The organism is Phytoactinopolyspora halotolerans, from assembly GCF_010550675.1.
Taxonomy (GTDB): domain Bacteria; phylum Actinomycetota; class Actinomycetes; order Jiangellales; family Jiangellaceae; genus Phytoactinopolyspora; species Phytoactinopolyspora halotolerans.
This window is the reverse complement of sequence record NZ_JAAGOA010000014.1, coordinates 90501-114643: the sequence shown is the minus strand read 5'-3', so window position 1 is coordinate 114643 and position 24143 is coordinate 90501. Positions and strand designations below refer to the sequence as shown.

17 protein-coding genes are annotated in these 24143 nt (G+C 70.0%); 8 read left to right on the top strand and 9 right to left on the bottom strand.

Annotation, left to right across the window (positions count from 1 at the left end; genetic code table 11):
• Positions 1 to 4: 4 nt before the first annotated feature.
• The 5 genes from G1H10_RS19480 to G1H10_RS19460 all read right to left on the bottom strand — a co-directional run bounded on the left by G1H10_RS19480 (position 5) and on the right by G1H10_RS19460 (position 5652).
• The gene (locus G1H10_RS19480) at positions 5 to 1222 is read right to left on the bottom strand and encodes a branched-chain amino acid ABC transporter permease (RefSeq protein WP_163740826.1); all 1218 of its coding nucleotides are present in this window, start codon (positions 1220 to 1222) and stop codon (positions 5 to 7) included.
• Positions 1219 to 2118, bottom strand: coding sequence for a branched-chain amino acid ABC transporter permease (locus tag G1H10_RS19475; RefSeq protein WP_163740825.1), 900 nt, complete (start codon positions 2116 to 2118; stop codon positions 1219 to 1221). The genes G1H10_RS19480 and G1H10_RS19475 overlap by 4 nt, the downstream gene beginning before the upstream one ends.
• Complete coding sequence (locus tag G1H10_RS19470; RefSeq protein WP_163740823.1) at positions 2115 to 4010, bottom strand: AMP-dependent synthetase/ligase; 1896 nt, start codon at positions 4008 to 4010, stop codon at positions 2115 to 2117. The genes G1H10_RS19475 and G1H10_RS19470 overlap by 4 nt, the downstream gene beginning before the upstream one ends.
• A complete protein-coding gene (locus G1H10_RS19465) occupies positions 4007 to 4774 on the bottom strand; it encodes an ABC transporter ATP-binding protein (protein ID WP_163741024.1) in 768 nt (255 codons plus the stop codon). The genes G1H10_RS19470 and G1H10_RS19465 overlap by 4 nt, the downstream gene beginning before the upstream one ends.
• 92 nt (positions 4775 to 4866) lie before the next feature.
• Positions 4867 to 5652, bottom strand: a complete 786-nt coding sequence (locus G1H10_RS19460; protein ID WP_163741021.1) for an ABC transporter ATP-binding protein — start codon at positions 5650 to 5652, stop codon at positions 4867 to 4869.
• A 565-nt stretch (positions 5653 to 6217) separates the two neighbouring features.
• Between G1H10_RS19460 and G1H10_RS19455 the strand changes: the two genes are divergently transcribed.
• From G1H10_RS19455 to G1H10_RS19420, 8 genes are all read left to right on the top strand, one after another.
• Positions 6218 to 7372: a glycine cleavage T C-terminal barrel domain-containing protein gene (locus G1H10_RS19455; RefSeq protein ID WP_376778642.1), complete on the top strand. Its 1155-nt coding sequence runs from the start codon at positions 6218 to 6220 to the stop codon at positions 7370 to 7372.
• Positions 7373 to 7400: 28 nt separating this feature from the next.
• A complete protein-coding gene (locus G1H10_RS19450) occupies positions 7401 to 8360 on the top strand; it encodes a methylenetetrahydrofolate reductase (RefSeq protein ID WP_163740819.1) in 960 nt (319 codons plus the stop codon).
• Complete coding sequence (locus tag G1H10_RS19445; protein WP_174264507.1) at positions 8357 to 10054, top strand: formate--tetrahydrofolate ligase; 1698 nt, start codon at positions 8357 to 8359, stop codon at positions 10052 to 10054. The genes G1H10_RS19450 and G1H10_RS19445 overlap by 4 nt, the downstream gene beginning before the upstream one ends.
• 89 nt (positions 10055 to 10143) lie before the next feature.
• A complete protein-coding gene (locus G1H10_RS19440) occupies positions 10144 to 12693 on the top strand; it encodes a GcvT family protein (protein ID WP_163740817.1) in 2550 nt (849 codons plus the stop codon).
• 14 nt (positions 12694 to 12707) lie between these two features.
• Positions 12708 to 13544: an electron transfer flavoprotein subunit beta/FixA family protein gene (locus tag G1H10_RS19435; protein WP_163740815.1), complete on the top strand. Its 837-nt coding sequence runs from the start codon at positions 12708 to 12710 to the stop codon at positions 13542 to 13544.
• Between the two features lie 177 nt (positions 13545 to 13721).
• Complete coding sequence (locus tag G1H10_RS19430) at positions 13722 to 14804, top strand: electron transfer flavoprotein subunit alpha/FixB family protein (RefSeq protein WP_163740813.1); 1083 nt, start codon at positions 13722 to 13724, stop codon at positions 14802 to 14804.
• Positions 14805 to 14910: 106 nt separating this feature from the next.
• Positions 14911 to 15663 (top strand): IclR family transcriptional regulator, encoded by a 753-nt coding sequence (locus tag G1H10_RS19425; protein WP_216853446.1) that lies wholly within the window; start codon positions 14911 to 14913, stop codon positions 15661 to 15663.
• Entirely contained in the window at positions 15664 to 17964 is a 2301-nt protein-coding gene (locus tag G1H10_RS19420; RefSeq protein ID WP_216853445.1) for a HelD family protein, read from the top strand.
• 914 nt (positions 17965 to 18878) lie between these two features.
• Here the strand turns inward: G1H10_RS19420 and G1H10_RS19415 are convergent.
• The 4 genes from G1H10_RS19415 to zapE form a co-directional block, all read right to left on the bottom strand.
• The gene (locus G1H10_RS19415; RefSeq protein ID WP_216853444.1) at positions 18879 to 20222 is read right to left on the bottom strand and encodes a mannitol dehydrogenase family protein; all 1344 of its coding nucleotides are present in this window, start codon (positions 20220 to 20222) and stop codon (positions 18879 to 18881) included.
• Positions 20219 to 21715: a glucuronate isomerase gene (uxaC, locus tag G1H10_RS19410; protein ID WP_163740809.1), complete on the bottom strand. Its 1497-nt coding sequence runs from the start codon at positions 21713 to 21715 to the stop codon at positions 20219 to 20221. The genes G1H10_RS19415 and uxaC overlap by 4 nt, the downstream gene beginning before the upstream one ends.
• 101 nt (positions 21716 to 21816) lie before the next feature.
• On the bottom strand, positions 21817 to 22884 hold the full coding sequence (locus G1H10_RS19405) for a LacI family DNA-binding transcriptional regulator (protein WP_163740807.1): 1068 nt from the start codon (positions 22882 to 22884) through the stop codon (positions 21817 to 21819).
• A 136-nt stretch (positions 22885 to 23020) separates the two neighbouring features.
• A complete protein-coding gene (zapE, locus tag G1H10_RS19400; protein WP_216853443.1) occupies positions 23021 to 24133 on the bottom strand; it encodes a cell division protein ZapE in 1113 nt (370 codons plus the stop codon).
• Positions 24134 to 24143: the final 10 nt, after the last annotated feature.

Below are 24143 nucleotides of genomic sequence, written 5' to 3'. Positions count from 1 at the left end.
GATCTCAATAGGAGAAAGGCCAGGCCTTCCAGTAGTTCCGGACCCGGACCCACAGGCCGTACAACCCACGCGGCTCGAGAACCAGGAACAGCACGATCAGCGCCCCGAACAGCATCGTCTGCAGCTGGAACACGGACAGGAACCCGCCGGACGGGCTGGTGGAGATGAACGGCACCACGTCGGCCAACTCCGAGACGATCCTCGGCATCAACACCACGAACGCCGCGCCGAGGATGGAGCCGCTGATGGTGGCGATCCCTCCGATCAGGATCACGGCGAGCAGGTCGATGGACAGGAACAGGTTCCAGTTGGTCGGCGTCACCCGCCCGATCACCATCACCAGCAGCGCGCCGGACACGCCGGCGTAGAACGACGACACGGTGAACGCCAGCGTCTTGGTCCGGCGCAGCGAGATACCCATCATCGACGCGGCCACGTCCCGGTCCCGCACCGCGGCGAACGCCCGTCCCGGCTTGGAGCGGGTGAGGTTGCGGGCGGCGATCGCCAGCACCACGAAGATCGCGAAGCAGACGAAGTAGTACACCGCCTCCCGGGAGAGGATGTAGCCGAAGAGGTGGTAGCGCTCGCGCAGGTCCATGCCGAACAGCACAGGTTCGGCCGGCGCCCGGCCGACGCCCGCTCCCCCGGTGATCGACCGGGCCTCCTTGAAGACGTGTTCCCCGATGAACACCAGCCCGAGTGTCAGCACGGCCAGGTACAGCCCGCGCACGCGCACCGCCAACGGAGCCACCACGAGCCCCACCAGCGCCGGGACGACGCCGGCCATCGGCAGCCAGATCGCCATGTCCAGGCCCCAGCCGATCACCTGGTCGCTCCCGGCTCCGCCGAAGACCGCCGCGGTGTATGCGCCCAGCCCCATGAAGAACGCATGCCCGAGCGAGACCTGGCCCGCATAACCGGTGACCAGATTCAGTCCGATGCCACCGATGGCGAAGATGAACACCGTGGTGACCAGGCTGGTCAGGTCGCGGCTGAGGAAGAACGGCAGCACCAGTACCGCGCCCACCAGCGCCAGCGTCCACCCGCGCTTGGCCGGCGTGTTCCAGATCGCCTGGTCCGCGGCGTAACTGGTGTACAACAGCGGTCGCCCGCGCACGCCACGCCCACGTACGCGCAAGCCACGGCCACGGCCACGTACGCGCAGGCCAGTCTCGCGCTCGGCACGCTCGCGTCCGGACGGCACGCCGGTGTCCACGGTCATACCCGCTCCACCTCCCGGGTGCCGAACAGGCCGTACGGGCGGACCACCAGGACGACGATCATGATCACGTACGGCACCACCACATCGACGTTGGCGCCCAGCCACTCCGCGTACCGCGGCTGGTAGAGCCGCGTCAACGCCTCCGCGACCCCGATCAGCAGGCCCGCGTAGACCGCACCCTTGATCGAGTCCAGCCCTCCGACGATGACGACGGGCAGCGCCTTCAGCGCCACCAGCGCCGTGATGGCCTCGAACCCGCCGGCCGAGGTGCCGATCAACATCCCGGCCAGCGCCGCGAGCGCCGCCGAGATCCCCCACGCCAGGCTGAACATCCGTCCCACGTCGACGCCCTGGGCCAGCGCCACCTCCTGGTCCATCGACGTCGCACGCATCGCCAGACCGAGCCGGGACCGCGCCAGAAACAGCCCGACCGCCCCGATGGCCACCATCGACACCACGATCTTGGCCAAGTCGACCTGCGCCACCGACACCCCGAACAGCTCAGCCCGCTGCAGCCCCCACGGGTCGCCGACGGTGCGCACCTGGGTACCGATCAACCGGTGCGCCACCACGAACAGCACAGTGAGCACCCCGACCGTCACCATGGCCGCGGCGAACGGCTGCCGGCCCACCATCGGCCGCAGCGCCACCCGCTCGGTAGCCATCCCGACCGCGGCGAGCACCGCCATCGCCGCCAGCACCGCCACCGGAAACGGCAGCCCGGCCCCGGTGGCGAGCACCGACGTCGCGTACGCGCCCAGGATCATCAAGGCGGGCTGCGCGAAGTTGATCACCCCGGTGGCCCGGTAGATGATGACGAACCCGACCGCGAGCAGTGCGTAGGTGCTGCCGATGCCGAGCCCGCGTACCAGTCCGGAGGAGATCAGCTCGGTCACGAGTGCACCCCCGTCAGGTCGCCGCCGGCGAACTTCGTGGTGTCGTTGTACATGTCCTCGATCAGCTCGCCGAACCGGTCCTGCAGCTGTTCGCGCCGGACCTTCTGGGTGGCCGTGAGCTCGCCGTCGTCGTGATCCAGCTCCTTGGGCAGCATCCGGAACTTGCGGACGTTCTCGACCCGGGCGAACCCCGTGTTGACCTCCTTGATCACGCCCTGAACCAGCGTGAGCACCTCCGTCTTCTCGGTCAGGTCGCGGTAGGTGGTGTACGGGATGCGGCGCCGCTGCGCCCAGTCCCCCACCGAGTCCAGCTCGATGCCGATCAGCGCGGTCAGATACCGGCGACGGTCCCCGATGACGACGGCCTCCTTGATGAACGCCGACGCCTTCAGCGCGTTCTCGATCTCCGACGGCGCGACGTTCTTCCCGCCCGCGGTGATGATGACGTCCTTGATCCGATCGACGATGCGCACGTGGCTGCCGTCCACCCACTCGCCGACGTCGCCGGTGTGCAGCCAGCCGTCCGGCTCGAGGACCTCGGCGGTCTTGTCCGGCCGGTTCCAATAGCCGGCGAAATTGCCGGGATGCCGGGTCAGGATCTCGCCGGTCTCCGGGGCCAGGCGCAGCTCGGTGCCGTCGTGCGGCTCGCCGACGGTGCCGAGCTTGACCCGGCCGCGACGATTCCCGGTGGCGACGGCGGAGTTCTCGGTCATGCCGTACGCCTCCCGGATGACGACGCCGATGCCGAAGAAGAACCTCAGCACCTCCGGTGCCACCGGCGCCGCGCCGGAACCCGCGGCGCGCACCTTGCGCAACCCGATCCGGTCCCGCAGCGCCCGGAAGAGCAACGGGTATCCGAGCGCATACAGTGCGCGGCTGCGGGCCGTGTGGGTGCCGTCGTGGCGGACCAGCTCGTCGCCGATCCGCCGGGCCAGCGCCATGCTGGCCCGAAAGGCCAGCCGTTTACCGGGCGACGCGCCGCCCATCCGGCTGTGGATCGCCGCGTGGATCTTCTCCCAGATCCGCGGCACGCCGAAGAACAGCGTCGGCTGCACCTCGTGGAGGTTGCTGACCACGGTGTCGATCGACTCCGCGAAGTGCACCGTGGTCCCGGCGCCGGCGTTCACCCAGATGGTCGCCGCGCGTTCTACGACGTGGCACAGCGGCAGGTAGGACAGCGTCACGTCGGACTCGTCCGGCGGCGGGTCGTACAGGCCGGGACCGAGCGCCAGCACCTGGGTGGCGAAGTCGACGTTGCGTGCGGTCAGCATGGCACCCTTCGGCGGCCCGGTGGTCCCCGAGGTGTAGATCAATGTGACCACGTCGTCTGCGGTGGCGCCGGCGGCCGCCTCGTCCAACAACGACGGGTGGCTGCGCGCGTGCTCGCGTCCACGATCGAGCAGCTCGGAGAAGGGCATCAGCGCGGGGTGACCGTACTCGCGGACGCCGCGCGGTTCCAGATAGACGATCCGTTCCAGGTCCGGGCACTGCTCCAGCACGGCGAGTGCCTTGTCGACCTGTTCCTGGTCCTCGGCAACGAGCACCCGCGCGCCGGAGTCCCGCAACAGGTGGGCGACCTCGGCGGGCGGATTCGTGGCGTACAGGCCGACACTGATGGCACGGATGGCCACCGCGCCCACGTCGGTGTAGAGCCACTCCGGCCGGTTCTCGGAGTGGATCGCCACCCGGTCGCCTGCGCCGATGCCGAGCGCGGCGAGCCCGTGCGCGACGAGGCCGGCCTGCTCCCAGTACTCCCGCCACGTGATCCCCTGCCAGATCCCGAACCGTTTCTGCCGCATGCAGATCCGATCCGGGGTGCGCTCGGCGCGCTCGCGGACCCGGTTCGGGATGGTGCGGCAGGTCTGTGCCGCGGCCGCCGCGGTGACGGTCATGACGCCTCGCCCAGGTATGCCTTGATCACCGCGGGATCGCGCTGGACCTGGGCCGGCGGACCGTGTGCGATCCGTTCGCCGAAGTCGAGCACCAGCACCTCGTCCGCGATGTCCATGACGAGGCCCATCTCGTGCTCGATCATGATCATGGTCACCCCCAGCTCGCTGCGGACATCCAGGATGAAGCGGGCCATGTCCTCGGTCTCCTCGGCGTTCATGCCGGCCACCGGCTCGTCGAGCAACAGCAGCGCAGGCTCCATGGCCAGTGCCCGGCCCAGCTCGACCCGCTTCTTCAGCCCGTACGGCAGCATGCCCACCATGCTGCGGCGGATCGCCTGGATCTGCAGGAAGTCGATGATGTCCTCGATCACCCGCCGGTTGGCCACCTCGGCGCGCCGCGCCCGCCGGTCGTAGAGCAGCGCGGAGAGGGTCGAGTACCGCAGGTGGCGGTGCCGTCCCAGCATCAGGTTGTCCAGCACGGTGAGGTTGTCGAAGAGCTCGATGTTCTGGAACATCCGGGCGACGCCGAGCCGGGCGATCGCGTCCGGCCGCAGACCCCGCAGGTCGGTGCCGCGGAACCGGATGCTGCCCTGCTGCGGGCGGTAGACACCGGAGAGGCAGTTGAAGATCGACGTCTTCCCAGCGCCGTTCGGTCCGATGATCGCGAGCAGGCTCCCCTCGTCCAGCTCGAACCCGACGTCCCGGATCGCGGTCGTGCCGCCGAAGCGCAGCGACAGGTCGGCCACGTGCAGGAACGGCTGCACGGATCGCTCCGCCGCGGAGCCCGCCGCCGTGGACGCGGAGCCCGACGCCGCGGCCGAGGAACCGGGCGCGGCCGAGGAACCCGGTGCCGCCGTCACGACAACCACCGCTTCCGTCGTCGATAGTGTTTGACGTCGCGGAAGGAGAGGTCCCGCTCCTCGGACAGGCCGAGGTAGAACTCGCGGATGTCGTCGTTGGCGAGCAGCTCGGCCGCCGCGCCGTCCATCACGACCTTCCCCGTCTCCAGCACGTAGCCGTGTGAAGCGATGGACAGCGCCATGCTGGCGTTCTGCTCGACCAGCAGGATCGCGGTGCCTTGGCGGTTGATCTCGACGATCAGCTCCTTGATGTGCTGGACCAGGCGCGGCGCCAGCCCGAGGCTGGGCTCGTCCAGCAGCAGGTATGCCGGTTGCGACATCAGGGCCCGGCCGATGGCGAGCATCTGCTGCTCCCCTCCGGAGAGGTATCCCGCGGGCTGCTGCCGCCGATCGGCGAGCACCGGGAACAGGCTGTATGCGCGGTCCAGGCCTGCGGCGACGGTGGCGCGGTCGGCGGCGTGGCCGCCGATGCGGAGGTTCTCGTCGACCGTGAGATCGGTGAAGATCCGCCGCCCCTCCATCACCTGGCCGATGCCCGCGGCCACCGTGCGCGGCGCGTCGAGATGATGCAGCGGCTGCCCGTCAAGGGTCACGCTGCCCCGGGTGACGGCGCCGCGGTGCACGTCGAGCAGACCCGTGACCGCGCGTAGCAGGGTCGTCTTGCCCGCCCCATTGGCGCCGAGCAGCGCCACGATCGCCCCGGCAGGCACTTCCAGCGTGACGTTCTTGAGCACGAGGATGACGTCCTCGTAGACAACGTCCAGGTTGTTGACCGCCAGCACACGCCCCGCCTCCGTCATCGCGGTCACCGTTGACCGCCGTCGCCACCCTCCGCTCGACCCCCACCGATCGGTTCGTGGTGCATAGGTTCCTACTCGCCGGTAGGTTCCGCTGTCAATGGATGTTGTGCAGCTGTTTCCAACCCTTAGCCGACCGAGCAGCCACCGCCCCACCCCATGATCATGAACAGTTCCCGTGCCATGTGAACGGGAACTGTTCATGATCATGGGGGTGGTGGGGGGGTGTGAGCGCTCACAAACACGTTCATCCGAACACCGTGCGCGACACTCTTGACGCCGAATCGTTATCCGAGCAAGACTGGGGTTGCGTAAAAAGCAACGGTTGTTCATGCCGCAACTGGGTACTCGAGAAGAAACACCATCGAGCCCCTCTCCCCCGTAGGTCTCTCGCACATCGCGATCAACGCACATCAGCACAGCGGATCCCACGCCCGATCACAGAAGAAAGGGGGCGACCATGACCGACTTACTCGGATCCCAGCTCACGGAGGGTGCGGTCAGCGAACCGCAGACCAGCACACCCACGCCGGCGCGAAACCCGGAGGTGATGCTGTATACGCGGCTGCGCAAGTCCCCGTACTTCTGGAAGTCCAGGGCACACGGCGTCGCGATGTACAGCGTGTACAACCACACGTACCACCCGCGCCACTACGGCGATCCGGTCGCCGAGTATTGGCACCTGCTCAACAGCGTCACCCTGTGGGACGTCGGCGTCGAGCGGCAGCTGGAGATCTCCGGACCGGACGCGTTCGACTTCACCAACATGCTCATCCCGCGCGACCTGACCAAGTGCCGGGTCGGGCAGTGCAAGTACGTCTTCATCACCGCTCCCGACGGGGGCATCATCAACGACCCGATCCTGCTCCGCGTCGAGAAGAACCGGTTCTGGCTCTCGCTGGCGGACAGCGACGTCGGGCTCTGGGCGATGGGGCTGGCGCACGCCGGCGGCTGGGACGTCGAGATCAAGGAGGTCGACGTCGCACCGGTGCAGGTGCAGGGACCGCGGTCCAAGGACGTCATGGTCGACCTGTTCGGCCCGTCGATCCTCGACATCCCCTACTACTACCTGCATGCCTACCAGCTGCACAGGATGGACGTGGTGGTCAGCCGCACCGGCTACAGCGGCGAGATCGGCTACGAAATCTACCTGTACAACGCCACCGAGAACGCCAGCCGGCTGTGGGACGCCGTCTGGCAGGCCGGCCAGCCGCACGACATGCGGGTGATCGGACCTTGCCACATCCGGCGCATCGAGGGCGGCATGCTCGCCTACGGCAGCGACATCACCCTGGACACCAACCCGATGGAGGTCGGGTACGACTATAAGTGGATGGTCGATCTCGACCAGGAGGCCGACTTCATCGGGAAGAAGGCCCTGCGCCGGATCCAGTCCAGCGGCATCTCCCGGCTCATGGTGGGCGTCGAGATCGACGGCGATCCACTCGGCTCCTACAACGACGGGTCGATGATCGAGCCGTTCGAGGTGCTCGCTCCGTCGGCCACCCACCACGAGACGGTCGGCCGGGTGACCAGCGCCTGCCACTCGCCGCGGCTGGAGCGCAACATCGGGCTGGCGATGCTGGCCATCGAATACACCCAGCTGGGCACCAACGTCGTGGTGGAGACGCCCACCGGGCCGCGCGGTGCGGTGGTGGTGGAGAAGCCGTTCATCGACCCGACCAAGCGGACCCCCCGGTCGTAAGGCGGCGCGAGGAATGCCGGGAGCCACCATGAAGCCCCACATCCCGGGCACGCGTTACCGGAAGGAGCGGTTGCGGCTGCTCGCCGACGCTCGGTTCGAGATCCTCCCGCTGCGCGACGCGGAGACACGAGTCGATCAGCTACCCACAGGTACGACGGTGACCGTCACCGCGTCCCCGCGGCGCGGCATCGACGCAACCGTCGCGCTGACGGAGAGCCTCGCCGCTCGCGGGTACGCGGCTGTGCCGCACCTGGCGGCGCGCCAGTTCATCGACGAGGCGCAGCTGCACGACGTGCTGTCCCGGCTGGAGCGCGCCGGCGTCGCGGACATCTTCGTCGTCGGCGGGGACGCCGCCACCCCGGCCGGCATGTTCGGCGACGGTCTCGACCTGCTCAAGGCGATCGACGCCCGGGGGCGGGAGTTCGCCCGGGTGGGAGTGCCCGCGTACCCCGAGGGCCACCCCGCCATCGACGACGAGACGCTGTGGCAGACGCTCGTCTCCAAACAGGCCTACGCGGACTACATCGTCACCCAGATGTGTTTCGACGCCGACACCATCTCCCGGTTCGTCCTCGCCGCGCGCGAGCGCGGGGTCACGCTGCCCATCGTGGCCGGCATCCCGGGGGTCGTCGGCGCGGCGAAACTGGTCCGCACCGGCGCGCGGATCGGCGTCGGCGACTCGCTGCGGTTCGTCCGCGGCAACCGCGCCATCCTGCGCCGCTTGTTCGGTGCGCCTTACCGGCCGGAGGCGCTGGTGCGCAAGCTCGCCGCGCACCAGGTGGACGGCTTCGCCGAGCCGGGCGAGGAACAGTACGTCCTGGACGCCGCCCGCGGCCGGTGGAGCCCGCGTCCCAAGCCTGTGCCGGCCCTGCACGGATTGCACATCTACACGTTCAACGAGGTCGCCGCCACCCTGCGCAGCCTGGAGCACCTGGATTGGCGGGAATCCGGGGCGGCGGCGGAGCACGAGGGGAAGGGCATGAGATGACGATGCCGTCCGATCTGACGATCTCGCGCAGTGCGCCCCTGTTACCGCTGGACCGCATCGCCGCGAGCATGGGCATCGGCGAGCATCTGCTCGAACCGTACGGCAAGGCGGCCGCGAAGATCTCGCTGGATGCCATCGGCGAGCTCGACGACGAGCCGCGCGGCCGCTACGTCGTCGTCACCGCGATCACGCCGACTCCGCTCGGCGAGGGCAAGACCACGACGACGGTCGGCCTCGGGCAGGCCTTCGGCGTGCTCGGCCGGCGCGGCGTCGTGGCCATCCGGCAGCCTTCGATGGGGCCGACGTTCGGCATCAAGGGTGGCGCGGCGGGCGGCGGCTACTCACAGGTCACGCCGATGGAAGCGCTCAATCTGCACCTCACCGGCGACATGCACGCGGTCACGGCGGCGCACAACCTGCTGGCCGCGATGGTGGGCAACCACATCCACCAGGGCAACCAGCTCGGGCTCGACCCGCACGCGATCACCTGGGGACGGGTGCTCGACGTCAACGACCGCGAGCTGCGCAACCTGGTCACCGGCCTCGGCGGCCGCACCGACGGCACCCCGCGGCAGAGCGGGTTCGACATCACGGCGGCCAGCGAGGTCATGGCGGTGCTGGCGCTCTCGTCGTCGCTGCAAGACCTGCGCGAATGCATCGGCCGCATCGTCGTCGGCTATACCCGGGAAGGTGAGCCGGTGACCGCCGAGATGCTGCGTGCGGCCGGGGCGATGACGGTCATCCTGTCCGAGGCGATCAAGCCGAACCTGATGCAGACCGTCGAGCAGACACCGGTGCTGGTGCACTGCGGGCCGTTCGGGAACATCGCACACGGCAACTCGTCCATCGTCGCGGACCGGATCGGCATCCGCGGCGCGGACTACCTGGTCACCGAGGCGGGTTTCGGCGCCGACATGGGTGCCGAGCGGTTCTTCAACATCAAGTGCCGCACCTCCGGCCTGGTTCCGGACGCCGCCGTCATCGTCGCCACGGTGCGTGCACTCAAGGCGCATTCCGGGAAGTACCGGATCGTCGCCGGGCGCCCGCTCCCGGACGACTTGTTCGAGGAGAACCCCGACGACGTGCGCATCGGCGCGGCCAACCTGCGCAAGCAGATCGCCAACGTGCGCCTGCACGGCGTCACCCCCGTGGTGGCGCTGAACGCCTTCCCCACCGACCACGCCAGCGAGCGGCAGGCCATTCTGGACGTCGCCGCGGAGGAAGGGGTCCGTGCGGCGGTCAGTACCCACTACGCCGACGGCGGGAAGGGTGCGGTACCGCTGGCGGAGGCGGTGGCGGACGCCTGCGAGGAGCCGTCGCAGTTCCGTTTCCTCTACGACGACGATCTCTCACTGACCGACAAGATCGACACGATAGCCCGGCAGGTCTACGGCGCGGACGGTATCGACGTGCTGCCCGCCGCCGCCCGAGCGCTGGAGACCTACGAGAAGGCTGGGTTCGGCCGTCTCCCGGTCTGCATCGCCAAGACCCACCTGTCGCTGTCCGCCGATCCTGCGCTCAAGGGCGCCCCGACCGGATGGCGGCTGCCGGTGCGCGAGGTGCGCGCATCGGCGGGCGCCGGGTTCGTCTACCCGATCTGCGGCGACATGCGCACCATGCCGGCGCTGTCCAAGACACCGGCGGCGGAACAGATCGACATCGACGAACACGGCCAGATCGTGGGCCTGAGATGAACTCCCCCGGGATCATCAACGGTTCAGCCGGTAGAAGCCGGTTCAACTGTTGATGATCCCGGGCCGACGACGAGGAGGTCGTCATGGTCATGAATACGCACACACTGCCGGACCGAGCCGACGTGGTGGTGATCGGCGCCGGCATCGTCGGAAACTCGCTCGTGTACCACCTGGCTCAGCAGGGCTGGTCCAGCATCGTCTTGCTGGACAAGGGCCCGCTCCCCGACCCGGGCGGGTCCACCGGGCACGCGTCGAACTTCATCTTCCCGGTGGACCATTCCAAGGAGATCACCGACCTGACCCTGGACTCGATGCGCCAGTACGAGCAGCTCGGTGTGCTGACCACCTGCGGCGGAATCGAGATCGCGCGCACCGATGAGCGCGAGGAGGAACTGCGCCGGCGGATGTCGTCGGCGACGGCCTGGGGCATCGACGCGGAGCTGATCGGCCCCGACCGCGCGGTGGAGCTGATGCCGTTCATGAACCGCGACGTCATCCGGCTCGGTTTCTACACGCCGTCGGTCGCGGTGGTCGACCCGTTGCAGGCGGGTGCCCTGATGCGCGAGCAGACGGCGGCGAGCGCCGACCTGACCGTGGCCGCGAACACCGAGGTGCTCGGCATCGACACCGTCACCGGCCCGTCCGGGCAGCCGGCCGTCCGTGCAATACGTACGGATAAGGGCGACATCGAGACCGAGACCGTGGTCGTCGCCTGCGGCGTGTGGAGCCCGCGGATCGCCAAGCTGGCCGGCGCGCGCATCCCGCTGACCCCGGCGGTGCACCAGATGATCGACGTCGGACCGATCCCCGAGCTCGCCGAGACGGGCGCGGAGATCGCCTACCCGATCATCCGGGACATGGACGCCCTGATGTACGAGCGGCAGAGCGGGGCCGACCTGGAGGTGGGCTCCTACGCGCACCGGCCGATCCTGCACGACCCGGACGACATTCCGTCCCTGGCCGCGGCCCAGCTCTCCCCCACCCAGCTGCCGTTCACCGCCGAGGACTTCGACAAGCAGATGGAGGATGCGCTGGAGTTGTTCGGCAGCATCCTGGACCGCGAGGACTCCGGCATCCGGCACGCCATCAACGGGCTGCTCTCGATCACACCGGACGCATCGCCGGTGCTCGGCGAGGCCCCGGAGGTCAACGGGTTGTGGTCGGCCGCCGCGGTGTGGATCAAGGAAGGTCCCGGCGTCGGCCGGATGCTCGCCGAGTGGATGACCCACGGCGCTGCCGAGATCGACCTGCACGGCGCGGACATCAACCGCTTCTACCCCAGCCAGCGTGGCCGCGCACACGTCCGCGCACGCGCCTCGGAAGGGTTCAACAAGACGTACGGCATCGTCCACCCGCGGGAGCAGTGGCTCTCCTCGCGACCGCAGCGGATCTCTCCGTTCTACGAGCGGGAACGGGAACTCGGTGCGGAGTTCTTCGAGGCCGGCGGCTGGGAGCGGCCGCAGTGGTACGCGTCGAATCGCCCGCTGCTGCAGGAGATGGAGGGGTACGGCGCCGAGTTCGTGCACGACCGCCCGCACGAGTGGGACCGTCGCTGGTGGTCGCCGATCACCAACGCCGAACACCTGGCGATGCGGGAGCGGGTCGCGATGATCGACCTGTCCGCGTTCGCGCATTTCGACATCGCCGGCCCCGGCGCGGTCGACTATATGCAGCGGATGATCATGGCCAACGCGGACCGGCGGGTGGGACGGCTGATCTACACGCCGGTGCTGGCGCCGAACGGCGGCTTCCGCAGCGACCTCACCGTGATCCGGATGGCCGAGGACCGGTACCGGGTGATCACGGGCGGTGCCGACGGCGCCCGGGACGCGAACTGGTTCCGTCGTCACCTGCCCGCCGACGGGTCGGTCACCTTCGCTGACCTGACCTCGGCGAACTGCACCCTCGGGGTGTGGGGGCCGCGGGCGCGCGACGTCCTCGCCTCGGTGACCGACGACGACGTCGGCAACGAGGGTTTCCCGTTCGCCACCGCGCAGTACATCACCGTCGGCAGCGTGCCGGTGCTGGCGCTGCGCGTCTCCTACGTCGGGGAGCTCGGCTGGGAGTTGCATGCACCGTTCGAGCAGGGCCGGCTGCTGTGGGACACCATCGCCGAGGCCGGGACGCCGCATGGCATCCTGCCGGCCGGGATCGGGGTGTACGGCACCACCGGGCGGATGGAGAAGGGCTACCGGCTGATGGGCGCCGAGCTGACCTCCGAGTACACACCGGTGGATGCCGGCCTGGCGCTGAAGAAGGTGAAGGAGCACGACTTCATCGGCAAGGAAGGCTACGTCCGCGCACGCGAGCAGGAGCCGGTCGCCGAGATGTGCACGTTGACGCTCGACGACCACCGCGACTCGTCCGGGATGCGGCGCTTCCCCCAGGGCGGCGAACCGATCCTGTCCCCCGGCGGGGACCGTATCGTCGACCGGCTCGGCCGGCCGTCGTACGTGACCAGCGCCGGTGCCGGCCCGTCGGTGGGCGCGTACCTGCTGATGGCCTACCTGCCCGTCGACGTCGCCGATGAGGGCAACCGGCTGCTCGTGCAGTACATGGGCGAGCGCTACCCGGTGACGGTGGCGCGGGTCGGCCGCACGCCGCTGTTCGACCCGGATGACTCCCGGATGAAGGCGTAGGGAGGTTGACGGCGATGCAGGTACTGGTCTGCGTGAAGCGGGTCCCCGCGTCGGGCGGGACGCCGCAGCTGACCGACGATGGGGTGCGGGTCGACACCCGGAACCTGGCGTTCACCGTCGGCCCGCACGAGGAGTGCGCCGTCGAGGAGGCGATCAGCCTGGTCGCGACGCACGGCGGTGCGGTGACGGTGCTCAGTGTCGGCCCGGCCGAAGCCGAGGAGCAGCTCCGGTATGCGATCTCCATGGGCGCGGACCGCGGGGTGCTGGTCGACTCCGGCGCCGACGAGCTGGACCCGCAGGCCACCGCGTCCGCTCTCACCGCGGCGATCCGGCAGCTCGAGTCCGAGGGCGGGCCGTTCGATCTGATCATGTTCGGCAACGAGTCCCCGGATGCCGGCAACTACCAGGTCGGCATCCGGGTCGCGTGCGCGCTGGGACGCGCCATCGTCGGCGGGGTCAAGGGCATCACCATCGACGACGACGCGGGCACGGCCACGCTGCACCGCGGCGTCGCGGACGGAGTGGAGGCCTACGAGGTGACGCTGCCCGCGGCCGTGGCGGTGAAGGAGGGCCTCAACCTCCCCCGTTATCCGAGCATGCGCGGTCGGCTGCGCGCCCGCAAAGCGGAACTGGCCGAGTTCCGGGCCCGCATCGGCACGCCGGGCACGCCGGACACGGAAGGTGGTCCCGGCGCGGGCGAACCCGTAGAGCTCGTCGTGCACCGGGGCGGTTTGCGCAAGCTGCGGCTACGCCGGCCGGCGGAGACGCAGTCCGAGACCGTCCTGCTGGGTCATGGTTCCGAGGCGGCTCCGGCCGTCGTCGACATTCTGGAAGAGCTGGACGTGGTCTGAATGAGGTATCCGCGGCCATGGCACGCTGAGCGACTCCGCATATCGGGCATTCTTCGCCGCTCGGCAGTCCTTCACCGTGCCATGCGCGAGCCTCGGACGAGTCATGGCCGAACAGCTCTGCCCTCACGCACCACGGGATCGTGCGGAAGGGCGTTCTATCGAGGCAGGTGAATCACGGTGTTGGTACTGGTCGAGCTGGACGAGCACGGAGTCGCCCCAGGGTCGCTGGAGGCGCTCGCGTGGGCACACCCCATCGCCAGGGAACTGGGCGAACCCCTCCATGCGGCGGTCTTCGCATCGGGGACGATACCGCCGGCAGCGCCAGGTGATCCCCTTGTGGACCTCTCGCTCCGCGCGGAGCTGGCCCGGCACGAGGTGTCGACGGTGCACACCATCACCCACCCGGAGCTGGCGGACTACTCCCCCGAACGCTGGGGCGAGTCGCTGGCCCAGCTGATCGCCGGGCTGCGTCCGACGGCGGTGGTGGCCGCGGGCACCGAGCGGGGCACCGAGACGATGGCGCAGGCCGCCGCCCGTGCGGACCTGCCACTGGCGGTGAACTGCACGGAGCTCGAACGGTCCGGGGCGCCGGGCGCCGAGGGCCCGGACGGACCGGACGGCCGCAGCTGGCGGTTGGCCAGGATCCGTCAGGGTGGAATGTTGCTCGAAGACGCGGAGCTGACCGCACCGATCGCGATCGTCACACTGGCACCGGGCGCGGCGGAATCCACAGCCGCACCGAATGCGGCGGCGGAGCCTGCCGACGTGCCGGAGATGCAGTCCGACGTGCCGGCGGTCGCCGTCGAGCGGTTCGAGCCGGAGTTCGGCGACCGGTTCGTGGCCAGCCGGCTGGTCGGGAGGACCACGCGCGACGGAGGCGTCAGCCTGGCGACGGCGCGGGTGGTCGTCTCCGGCGGGCGTGGCGTCGGCAGCGCCGACGGGTTCGGCCCGCTGGAGGAGCTGGCCAAGCTGACCGGCGGCGCGGTGGGATGCTCGCGCGTGGTCACCAACAACGGTTGGCGTCCCCACAGCGACCAGGTCGGGCAGACCGGCACCAAGGTCAACCCCGACCTGTACATCGCGTGCGGGATCAGCGGCGCCACCCAGCACTGGGTCGGGTGCATGAGCTCGAAGGCCATCCTCGCGATCAACACCGACCCGGACGCACCCATGGTGAAGCGCGCCACGTACGCGGTGATCGGAGACGTCGCTGACATCGTTCCGGCCGTCGTCGACGAGATCCATCGCCGTGCCCAGTAGTGTCGCGGCGCCGCACGGGCGTCGCCGCGTTCTCAGGTACTGGTCGGTAGACTCACCTCACGTGGAGTCAACCAGCAATGGCCGATCGGCCGGTCACGTCCAATCCGTGGAACGCGCGATCGCTATTCTGGAGTTCCTCGCCCGCACCGATTGGGCTGGTGTCACGGACGTCGGCAATGTCTTGGGCGTCCACAAATCCACGGCGTTCCGCCTGCTCAGCACCTTGGAGAGCCGAGGGCTCGTGGAGCAGCACCTGCAGACCGGCAAGTACCGGCTCGGCTTTGGCTTGGTCCATCTGGCGCATTCGGTGACGGTGGGGCCGGATGTGACCCGGCAGGCCCAGGCGGGCTGCGAGTGGCTGGCCGAGAACAGCGAGGAAACGGTCACGCTTTCGGTACTTGAAGGTAACGAATCGGTCACCATCGACCAGATCCTCTCCACCTCGACAGTCGCCAGCCGCAGCTGGCTCGGCCGTCGTACCCCGCTGCACTGCACCTCCCCCGGCAAGGTCTTCCTGGCCCACCTGGAGGAGGCGGAGCGTTCGGCGATCGTCGCCGGCCCGCACGAGCGCTACACCGAGCACACCATCGTCGACGCCGGCCGGCTGGCAGCAGAGCTTGATGAGGTCCGCTCCAACGGGTACGCCACGTCGTTCGAGGAGTTCGAGGAAGGACTCAGCGCGGCCGCGGCGCCGGTCTTCGGTCCCGACGATTCGGTCATCGCGGCGATCGGGCTCTCCGGCCCGTCGTATCGGTTCGACCATGAGCGGCTCAACGAGGTGGCCCCCCTGGTCAAGGAGGCGGCCGAGATGGCGTCGATCTCGTTCGCCTACCCGCCGCTGGACGAGGAGACTGACTGAGTGCCGGAATCCGATCCGGGCGACCACGGCACCGACACCAGGGCACGCGCCCTGGAGCAGGAACAGGCGTACATCTCGATGCTCTACGAGCGTCTTGACCGGCTCCGCCAGCGCACCAGCGAACGGCTGGCCGAGCTGTACAAGCAGCCCGGCTTCAACCACCAGGCGGTCTGGGAGCGCGAAGCCTTCGTCGACCGCGAGGTGGAAAGGATGGAGCGGCTGCTCGGCGTCGACCGCGGACTGTGTTTCGGCCGGCTGGACACGGTGGACGGCGACGTCGCACACATCGGCCGGATGGCCATCGCCGACGACGACTACAACCCGCTACTGATCGACTGGCGGGCACCCGCCGCCGAGCCGTTCTACCGGGCCACCGCCGCTAATCCCGGGAATCTTGCGCGGCGGCGGCATATCCAGGTCCGGCACCGCAAGGTCACCGGCATCGACGACGAGGTGTTCACCGGCGACGACGCCACGCTCGGCGCTGTGCACGGCGAGGCAGCGCTGCTGTCCGCGCTGACCGCGCACCGCACCGGCCGGATGTCGGACATCGTGGCCACCATCCAGGCCGAGCAGGACCGGATCATCCGCGCGCCGATGGCCGGCGTGCTGGTCGTGCAGGGCGCACCCGGCACCGGCAAGACGGTCGCGGCGCTGCACCGGGCCGCCTACCTGCTCTACACCCACCGGGAACGGCTGGAACGCAGCGGCGTGCTGGTGATCGGGCCGAATGACACGTTCATGCGCTATATCGACCAGGTGCTGCCGTCGCTCGGCGAGACCGGTGTGACGATGACGACGGTGGCCGGATTGGTGACCGGGGCGGAGGTATCCGTCCGGGACCTGGACGACCTGGCCGTGCTCAAGGGCGACGTCCGGATGGCCGGTGTGGTCTCCGCGGCGCTCCGCCAGCACCAGCGGCTGCCTCGCCGGCCGGTGCCGGTGCAGGTCGACGGCATCGGGTTCGAGCTGTCCACCGAGCAGATCCGCGCCGCCCGTACCCGCGCCCGGCGTTCCCGCCGCCCGCACAATGCCGCGCGTGCTGTCTTCGCCCGCGACCTGCTGACCGGCTTGGCCCGCGACTACCTCGAACGCTCCGGCCAGGTGGCGGACGAGGAGGACATCGCCGAGACACGGGCCGAGTTGATGGACGATGCCGGCGTGCGTGCGGTGCTCGATGACCTGTGGCCGCAGCTCACACCGGAGCAGCTGGTCGCGGCCGTCTTCGCCAATCCGAAGGTGCACCGAGCGGCAACTCGCGCTCTCGAACCGGCCGAGCGCGAACGGCTGGCCGACCCGTCCCGGCTGCCGAAGGGGCCGTGGTCGGCGGCGGACATCCCGCTGTTGGATGAGGCGATGGAACTGCTCGGCGAGATCCCGGACGAGGAGGCGCTCGCCGCCGCCCGGCGCGAGGAACGCGAACGCGAGGCCGAGGAGCGGTTCGCCCGTGAGCTGCTCTCCGAACTCGACCTGGGTTTCCCGGTGGATGCGGGGCAGGTCGCCGACCGGTATCGCGGCGCGCCTGCCCGCGCGACGGTGCGCGAGCGCGCCGGCGCGGACCGGGCGTGGGCGTACGGGCACGTGATCGTGGACGAGGCGCAGGAGTTGTCGCCGATGGCGTGGCGCATGGTGCTGCGCCGGGTGCCGTCGAAGTCGATGACGGTGGTCGGCGATATCGCACAGACGTCCGCGGCGGGTGGTGCCCGGTCCTGGGACGCCGTATTGGAACCGCACGTGGACGGGCGCTGGCGTCTGGAGACCCTGACGGTCAACTACCGCACCCCCGCGGAGATCATGGCGATCGCCGCCGGCGTACTCAGCACCATCGATCCGTCCCTGCAACCGCCGGAATCGGTCCGTTCGTCCGGAGAACAGCCCTGGTCACGGCGGGTCGACGGAGGGCAACTGGCCGCCGAGACGGCACGCGCCGTGCGGGCCGAGCTCAGCCGGGACGCCGAGGGGCGGCTGGCCGTCATCGCGCCGGACGAGCGCGCCGCGGAGATCGCACGGGAGCTGCGGACGCATCTGTCGGACGACGGCGCGCGAGGGTCGGTGGCATTCGGCGGGGACGGTGCGGCGGCGCTGGACGCCCGGATCGCCGTGCTCACCGTGGACCAGGTCAAGGGTCTCGAGTTCGATGCGGTGATCGTCGTCGAGCCGGCAGGCATCGTTGCCGCGTCGGCGCGCGGCGCCACCGACCTGTATGTCGCCGTCACCCGGCCGACGCAGCGCCTCGGTGTCGTGCACACCGGGGAGTTGCCCATCGAGCTGGGCGCCCTCGCCGAGACTCACGCACCCTGAGCTGCCCGCCGACCACGATCGCGCCGCGCTCACAGCGCCTGCATTCTCGCGCGGGCAATCGCGCTGGGTCGATCGCGCCGGTCGATCGCGCTGGGTCAATCCCGCGTGGGCAATCGCGCCGGGCTCGCATCCAGCCATCCGTCCGTCAACCAGCCGCTTCTCAGCCGGGTGATTCCCACGACTCGCGGCCCAACCAGACTGCCCGCAGCTCACCTGTGTCGAGCCGGCCCAAGTCCTACTGCCCCGAGCTCTCCTGCTGAGTCCTGCTGGCCCGAGCCTGCACGTCCGAGCCCTCCTCGCCCGACCCCTACTCGCCTGATCCCAGCTCGCCAGAGTCCTGCTGGCCCGAGCCCTACTCGCCTGACCCCCTACTCGCCTGACCCGTGCTGGCCCGAGCCCTCCTGCTGAGTCCTGCTGGCCCGACCCCTGCTCGCCGCCCGGCCCGGCAACAGCGGATCGTGCGCACAGTTGTGTGATTATCAGCCGGTGGCGAGGGTTGTGAATTGAGCCGTGGGAACTCGAGCCGCATAGGGCGGTCAGACCTCGCACGACCGAGAACACGTCCGCTAACACACGCGAATATGCAGCTCATACTCACACGACCAACCACACGGCACGCCTCCAAGCGGCCAGACCCGACACGACGACCCACACGGCACGCCTCCAAGCAGTCAGACCCCACACGACCAACCACACGGCACGGCCCCAAGCGGCCAGACCCCGCACGACCAACTACACGGTTGGAGTAGCCCGGCATCATCGCGAAGTGCGTGGTGCATCCGGACGTGCGTCGTCAGCTGAGGTCGCCGACGTGGTGCCCGCCGTCAGCCGAAGACACGACCGAGCTCCTCCCCGTCAGCCGAAGACACGACCGAGCTCCTCCCCGTCGGCCGAGGTCCCGACCGAGCTCGCCGTCAGCCAAGGTCCCGCACGAGGCCCTCGATGAGGCGGACGAGGTCCCGTTGTTCCGCCAGGTCCTCGTCGAGCAGGGAGACCACCGCCCGCACGGCATCGCGCGGCGGTCCGCTCGCCGCCGCCGTGAACGTCGCCGCCGCTGGGTCGCGGACCTCAAAGGTCTCACCCCGCAGGTGCCGGATCCAGGCCGCGATCGGGCGTGCGGCACCGACCGGTGAGTGACCGGCCGCGAGGTCGGCACGCAGCACAGGCAACACCCGAACCGGCAGCTTCTGCGATCCGTCCATCCCGATCTGCGCCAGCCGATGCCGTATCCGCGGGTTGGCGAACCGGTACCGCAGCGCATTCCGGTACTCCAGCACGTCCGCGGCGTCGAGGCCCAGATGGCGTTGCGCGGCGTCCCACCACTCGCCCATCCAGCCAACGCAGACCTCGTCGTGCACCGCGTCGGCGACGGTCTCGTGCCCGCGGGTGGCCGCAGCGTATGCGAGCAGCGAATGCGCACCGTTCAGCAACCACAGCTTGCGCCGCACGAACGGCTCGACATCATCGACGAAACGCGCCCCAGCACCGTCCCAGCCGGGCCGGCCGGCGGGAAAGTCGCCCGAGAGGATCCACTCGGAGAACGGCTCGGTGACCACGGGGCTCGCATCCGCCCAGCAGGTCAGCTCCTTGGCGGCGGCGCGGTCCTCGTCGGTGCTCGCCGGGGTGATGCGATCCACCACGGTGGATACGAACGACACGTGCCGCTCGATCCACCCGGCCAGACCGCTGTCCACCTCCCCCGCCGCCCAGCGCACCGCATGTCTGAGCACGGCGCCGTTGTCCGGAAGGTTGTCGCACGAGACCAGGGCCAGCGGACCGGCGTCTGCGGCACGACGAGCGTGCAGGCCGGCGAGGATCCGGCCGGTCACCGTCGAAGGCGCACCCTCCGGCCAGCGCCGGACGTCCGCGAGCAGCGCGTCGTCCCGCTCCGGCACCGCCGGGTACGCCGCTTCCGTGACCGTGAGTGTGATGGCCCCCACCTCGGGTGACGCGATCGTCGTCCGCCACGCCTCGAGGTCAGTCCCGGCATATGCGGCGGCGATGCTGGAGACGATCTCCGCCCGGTCGCCGTCGGCGTGCCGCTCGATCAGCGTATACCGGCAGTCTTGCGCGTTCAGCGCTACCGCCAGGTCCGGGCGGCGGCCAGTGAACGCGGCGATCCCCCATGCCTCGGCATCCGGTGCGTGCGCGGTATACCAGGCCTGATGCGCGCGGAAGAAGGCGCCCAAGCCCAGATGCGCCAGCCGGACCGGGCGGACGTCGCCCCTGATGCCGCCGCCACTCATGCCGCCACTCATGTCGTCGCCCCTGCGCCGGCCACGTCACCGAGCTTGAACGCCACCCGTGGCTGCCGCTCCACCAGCTCGACCAGGACCTCGGCGGCCTCCTCCTCGTCGGGGCGATGCTCAGCGACGAACTCCGCCAGCACCCCGGCGTCGATCCGCCGGGAGAGGTCATGCCGCGCCGGAATCGAGCAGAAGGCGCGGGTGTCGTCGACGAACCCGGCGGTCTTGCCGAACCCGGCCGAATCGGTCACCGCACGCCGGAACCGGCGGATGGCGTCCGGGGTGTCCAGGAACCACCACGGCGCACCCACGTAGACGCTCGGATAGAAGCCGGCCAGCGGCGCGATCTCGCGTGAGTACACGGTCTCGTCGACCGTGAACAGGATCAGGTGGAACCCCGGATGGGTGCCGTACCGTTCCAGCAGCGGCCGCAGCGCCCGCACCACCTCCAGCCGTACCGGCAGGTCATGCCCGGTGTCCGGGCCGAAGCGCCGCAGCGTGGGCCGATGGTGGTTGCGCACGATCCCCGGGTGCAGTGCCATCGCGAGCCCGTCGTCGCAGGACATGCGGGCCATCTCGGTCACCATGTGGCGGCGGAACGCGGTCGCCTCGGCCTCGGTCGCCGCCCCGGCGAGTGCCGCCGCGTAGATCCGGCGCGCCTCGGCCGTCTGCAACGGTTCGGTCCCCAGGTCGGCGTGGCCGTGGTCCGTCGCGGTCGCTCCGTGTTCGATGAAATACCGGCGTCTCGCCTCCAACGCCGCCACGTAACCGTCGTAGGAACCGGTGTCCACGTCGGCCGCCTCACCCAGCCGCTTGATCCGCTGCGGCCAGTCCGGGACCGCCGGCTCCAGGTACGCGTCCGGCCGGAAAGTCGGCAGCACCCGGCCCTGCCAGCTCGGATCATCCCGCAGCTCCGCATGGCTGGCCAGATCGTCGCACGGATCATCCGTGGTGGCCAGCGCATCGATTCCGAACCGCCGGTACAACGCCCGCGGCCGGAACTCAGGCTCGGCCAGCCGAGCGGCGACGGCATCATAGGTCTCGTCCGCGGTCTGAAGAGAGAGCCGCTGCTCGACGCCGAAGATCTCGGCGAGCTCCACGTCCAGCCAGTACCGGATCGGCGTGCCACGGAAGGCCGGCCAGTGCTCGCAGAGCCGACGCCACACGGCACGCGCCGACGCTTCGTCCAGGGCCTCCCGCCCGACGCCGAGTTCGTCCAGGCCGACGCCGTGTGCGTGCAGCATCCGGGTGACGTAGTGGTCCGGGGTGATGAACAGGGTCGCAGGGTCGGAGAACGGTTCGTCCCGCGCGAGCAGGTGCGCGTCGACGTGGCCGTGCGGCGACACGATCGGGCGGTCGCGCACGTGCGCGTACAGACCGCGGGCGATGTCCCGGACGCGCGGTTCGGTGGGCAACAGCCGGTCCGGATGCGGGCGCTGTGCAGGATGCGTGTTCCGGACTGTGCGCGGGCCCGAATCCGGGCGCGCGAGGTCGTCGTCGGCCATACCGCCATGCTCCGGGCGGATGCGCGGCCGCGACAAGCGGTTGCCAGCACTTGCCGAGATGCACCCGTACACTTCGCTCGTACCGACACGTACCCCCGCCGCTACGCGCGCGGCGGGGCGGTGGATTCGCGCACGATCAGCTGCGACGGCAGCACCACGGGTCGACGGCTGCGCGGCTGGGCACCCTTGATCATCGCCAGCAGGTTGCGGATCCCGGTCGCACCCAGCTCGCGCAGCGGCGCCGCGAGCGTGGTCAGCGGCGGCGTGCACCAGTCCGCGCCGAGGATGTTGTCGCAGCCCACGATGCTGATGTCGCCCGGCACGGACAGGCCCAGGTCGGACAGGCCCTGCATGGCACCGATGGCCAGCAGGTCGTTGTACGCGATCACCGCCGTGGTCGCCGTCGCCGTGCGGCCCGCGGCTGGGCCGGCGCTGCCGCGTCCGGTGCGGGTGCGTGGCGCCGGCTTCAGCAGATCCGCCGCGGCCGCCCAGCCGCCGGCGACGGTCGGCGCGTACGGTCCGATCCGGCGGATCTTCATGCCGAGTTGCTCGCCGACGGCGCGCAGCGCCCGCCAGCGCACCACGTTGGCCCAGGAGGTCGCCGGCCCGGAGATGTAGGTGACCCGGCCGTGGCCGAGGTCGGCCAGGTGAGTGGCGGCGGCACGCATGCCCTGATCGTTGTCGGGCACCACGCTCGGCACCTGCTGCGTCACCCGGTTCATGGTCACCATCGGGCGCTGCCGGGCGATGGTCCGGATCGCCGCGTCGGACAGCCGCGACGTGGCGAGAGCGAACCCGTCGACCGTGCGCAGCAGTTTCTGCATCACGTCCCGCTCCCGGTCGGGCGACTCGTCGATGTCGCTGAGCACGAGGGTGTAGCCGGCCTGGGCGGCGGCCTGCTCGGCGCCACGGATCATCGGCGAGTAGACCGGGTTGGCGATGTCGGACACGATCAGCACCACCGTCTCGGTCCGTCCGGTGGGCAGGTATTTCGCCAGCGGATTGGGCTGGTATCCCATCCGCGCGGCGACCTCGTGGATCCGCTCGCTGGTGCGCGCGCTCACCCGGCCCGGCCGCGACAGGGCCCGGGATACGGTCGACGGCGCGACGCCGCATTCGCGAGCCACGTCATAGATGGTGGGCATCGATCTGCCCTGCTTGCCGACCATCCCTGCCTTCCTGGACGACGGATGCTCGCGCAACCGCTTGCCGGACCTAAGTCTGCCATCGATGTCGCCTATGGCAGCAATCGTCCGCCTCAGGCATCAATCGCCACCCGGCAGCCGATGGCGACTCAGACACGACTCACGGACGCGCGGTGTCGCCGCCGTCGCGAGCGAGCGCGACGAGCCGGCTCACGGCACGGAAGTACTTCTTCCGGTAGCCGCCCTTGAGCAGGTCGTCGGTGAACAGCCGGTCCAGCGGCACGCCGCTGGATACCACCGGGACGTCGCGATCGTAAAGCCGGTCCGCCAGCACCACGAGCCGCAGCGCGACGTTCTGGTCGTCGATCGTCCGCACACCGCGCAGATGCACCCGGGACACGCCGTCCAGCATCGGCCCGTAGCGCGACGGGTGGACGGTCGCCAGGTGCGCGCAGAGCGCGTCGAAATCGTCCAGCGTCGCCGTGCCGGTCCCGGACGGGCGCTCATCGGCGAGCCGCTCGTGCCCGCCGTCGGCGACCCGACCGAGCCCGTCGTCGGCGAGCCGCGTCACCTCATCGTCGCTGAGCGGAGGTGGCGCATCCGGCAGGCCACGGTGCCGGTAATCCTCGCCGTCGATGCGGAGGACGGCGAACCGGGCGGACAACGCCTGGATCTCGCGGAGAAAGTCCTCCGCCGCGAACCGCCCCTCCCCTAGCTTGTCCGGGAGTGTGTTGCTGGTCGCCGCCAGCTTCACCCCGGCCTCCACCAGGCGGGTCAGCAAGGTGGAGATCAGCACGGTGTCGCCCGGGTCGTCGAGTTCGAACTCGTCGATGCAGACCAGCCGCCGCTCGGACAGCGCCTGCACCGTCGAGCCGAAACCGAGCGCGCCCACCAGGTTCGTCAGCTCGACGAACGTGCAGAACGTCTTCTGCTCCGCAGGCACGTCCGCCGCGTGCCAGAGCGACGCGAGCAGGTGCGTCTTCCCGACGCCGAAGCCGCCGTCGAGATATACGCCCGGTCGAGTCTCATCCGCCGTACCGCCCGCCGACGCGCCCGGCCGCAAGCCGAACCAGCGACGCCGGCCGCGCTGCGCCGGGGCGACCGTCTGGGCGAACGCGTCCAGGGTGGCGACGGCGTGCCGCTGCGAGGGCTGTGCGGGGTCCGGGATGTAGGAGTCGAAACTGACCTGGCCGAAGCGCGGCGGCGGCACCATCTCCGCGATCAGCCGCGACGCCGGTACCTCGGGGCGGCGGTTCACCAGCTGGTCGGGCACCCGTCAAGGA

What these genes read in the sequence shown, in the direction of transcription:
- G1H10_RS19480 (WP_163740826.1), bottom strand. Translation starts at nt 1,222, where the DNA reads ATGACCGTGGACACCGGCGTGCCGTCCGGACGCGAGCGTGCCGAGCGC.
- G1H10_RS19470 (WP_163740823.1), bottom strand. Translation starts at nt 4,010, where the DNA reads ATGACCGTCACCGCGGCGGCCGCGGCACAGACCTGCCGCACCATCCCG.
- G1H10_RS19455 (WP_376778642.1), top strand. Translation starts at nt 6,218, where the DNA reads ATGCTGTATACGCGGCTGCGCAAGTCCCCGTACTTCTGGAAGTCCAGG.
- G1H10_RS19450 (WP_163740819.1), top strand. Translation starts at nt 7,401, where the DNA reads ATGAAGCCCCACATCCCGGGCACGCGTTACCGGAAGGAGCGGTTGCGG.
- G1H10_RS19445 (WP_174264507.1), top strand. Translation starts at nt 8,357, where the DNA reads ATGACGATGCCGTCCGATCTGACGATCTCGCGCAGTGCGCCCCTGTTA.
- G1H10_RS19440 (WP_163740817.1), top strand. Translation starts at nt 10,144, where the DNA reads ATGAATACGCACACACTGCCGGACCGAGCCGACGTGGTGGTGATCGGC.
- G1H10_RS19435 (WP_163740815.1), top strand. Translation starts at nt 12,708, where the DNA reads ATGCAGGTACTGGTCTGCGTGAAGCGGGTCCCCGCGTCGGGCGGGACG.
- G1H10_RS19415 (WP_216853444.1), bottom strand. Translation starts at nt 20,222, where the DNA reads ATGAGTGGCGGCATGAGTGGCGGCGGCATCAGGGGCGACGTCCGCCCG.
- uxaC (WP_163740809.1), bottom strand. Translation starts at nt 21,715, where the DNA reads ATGGCCGACGACGACCTCGCGCGCCCGGATTCGGGCCCGCGCACAGTC.
- G1H10_RS19405 (WP_163740807.1), bottom strand. Translation starts at nt 22,884, where the DNA reads ATGGTCGGCAAGCAGGGCAGATCGATGCCCACCATCTATGACGTGGCT.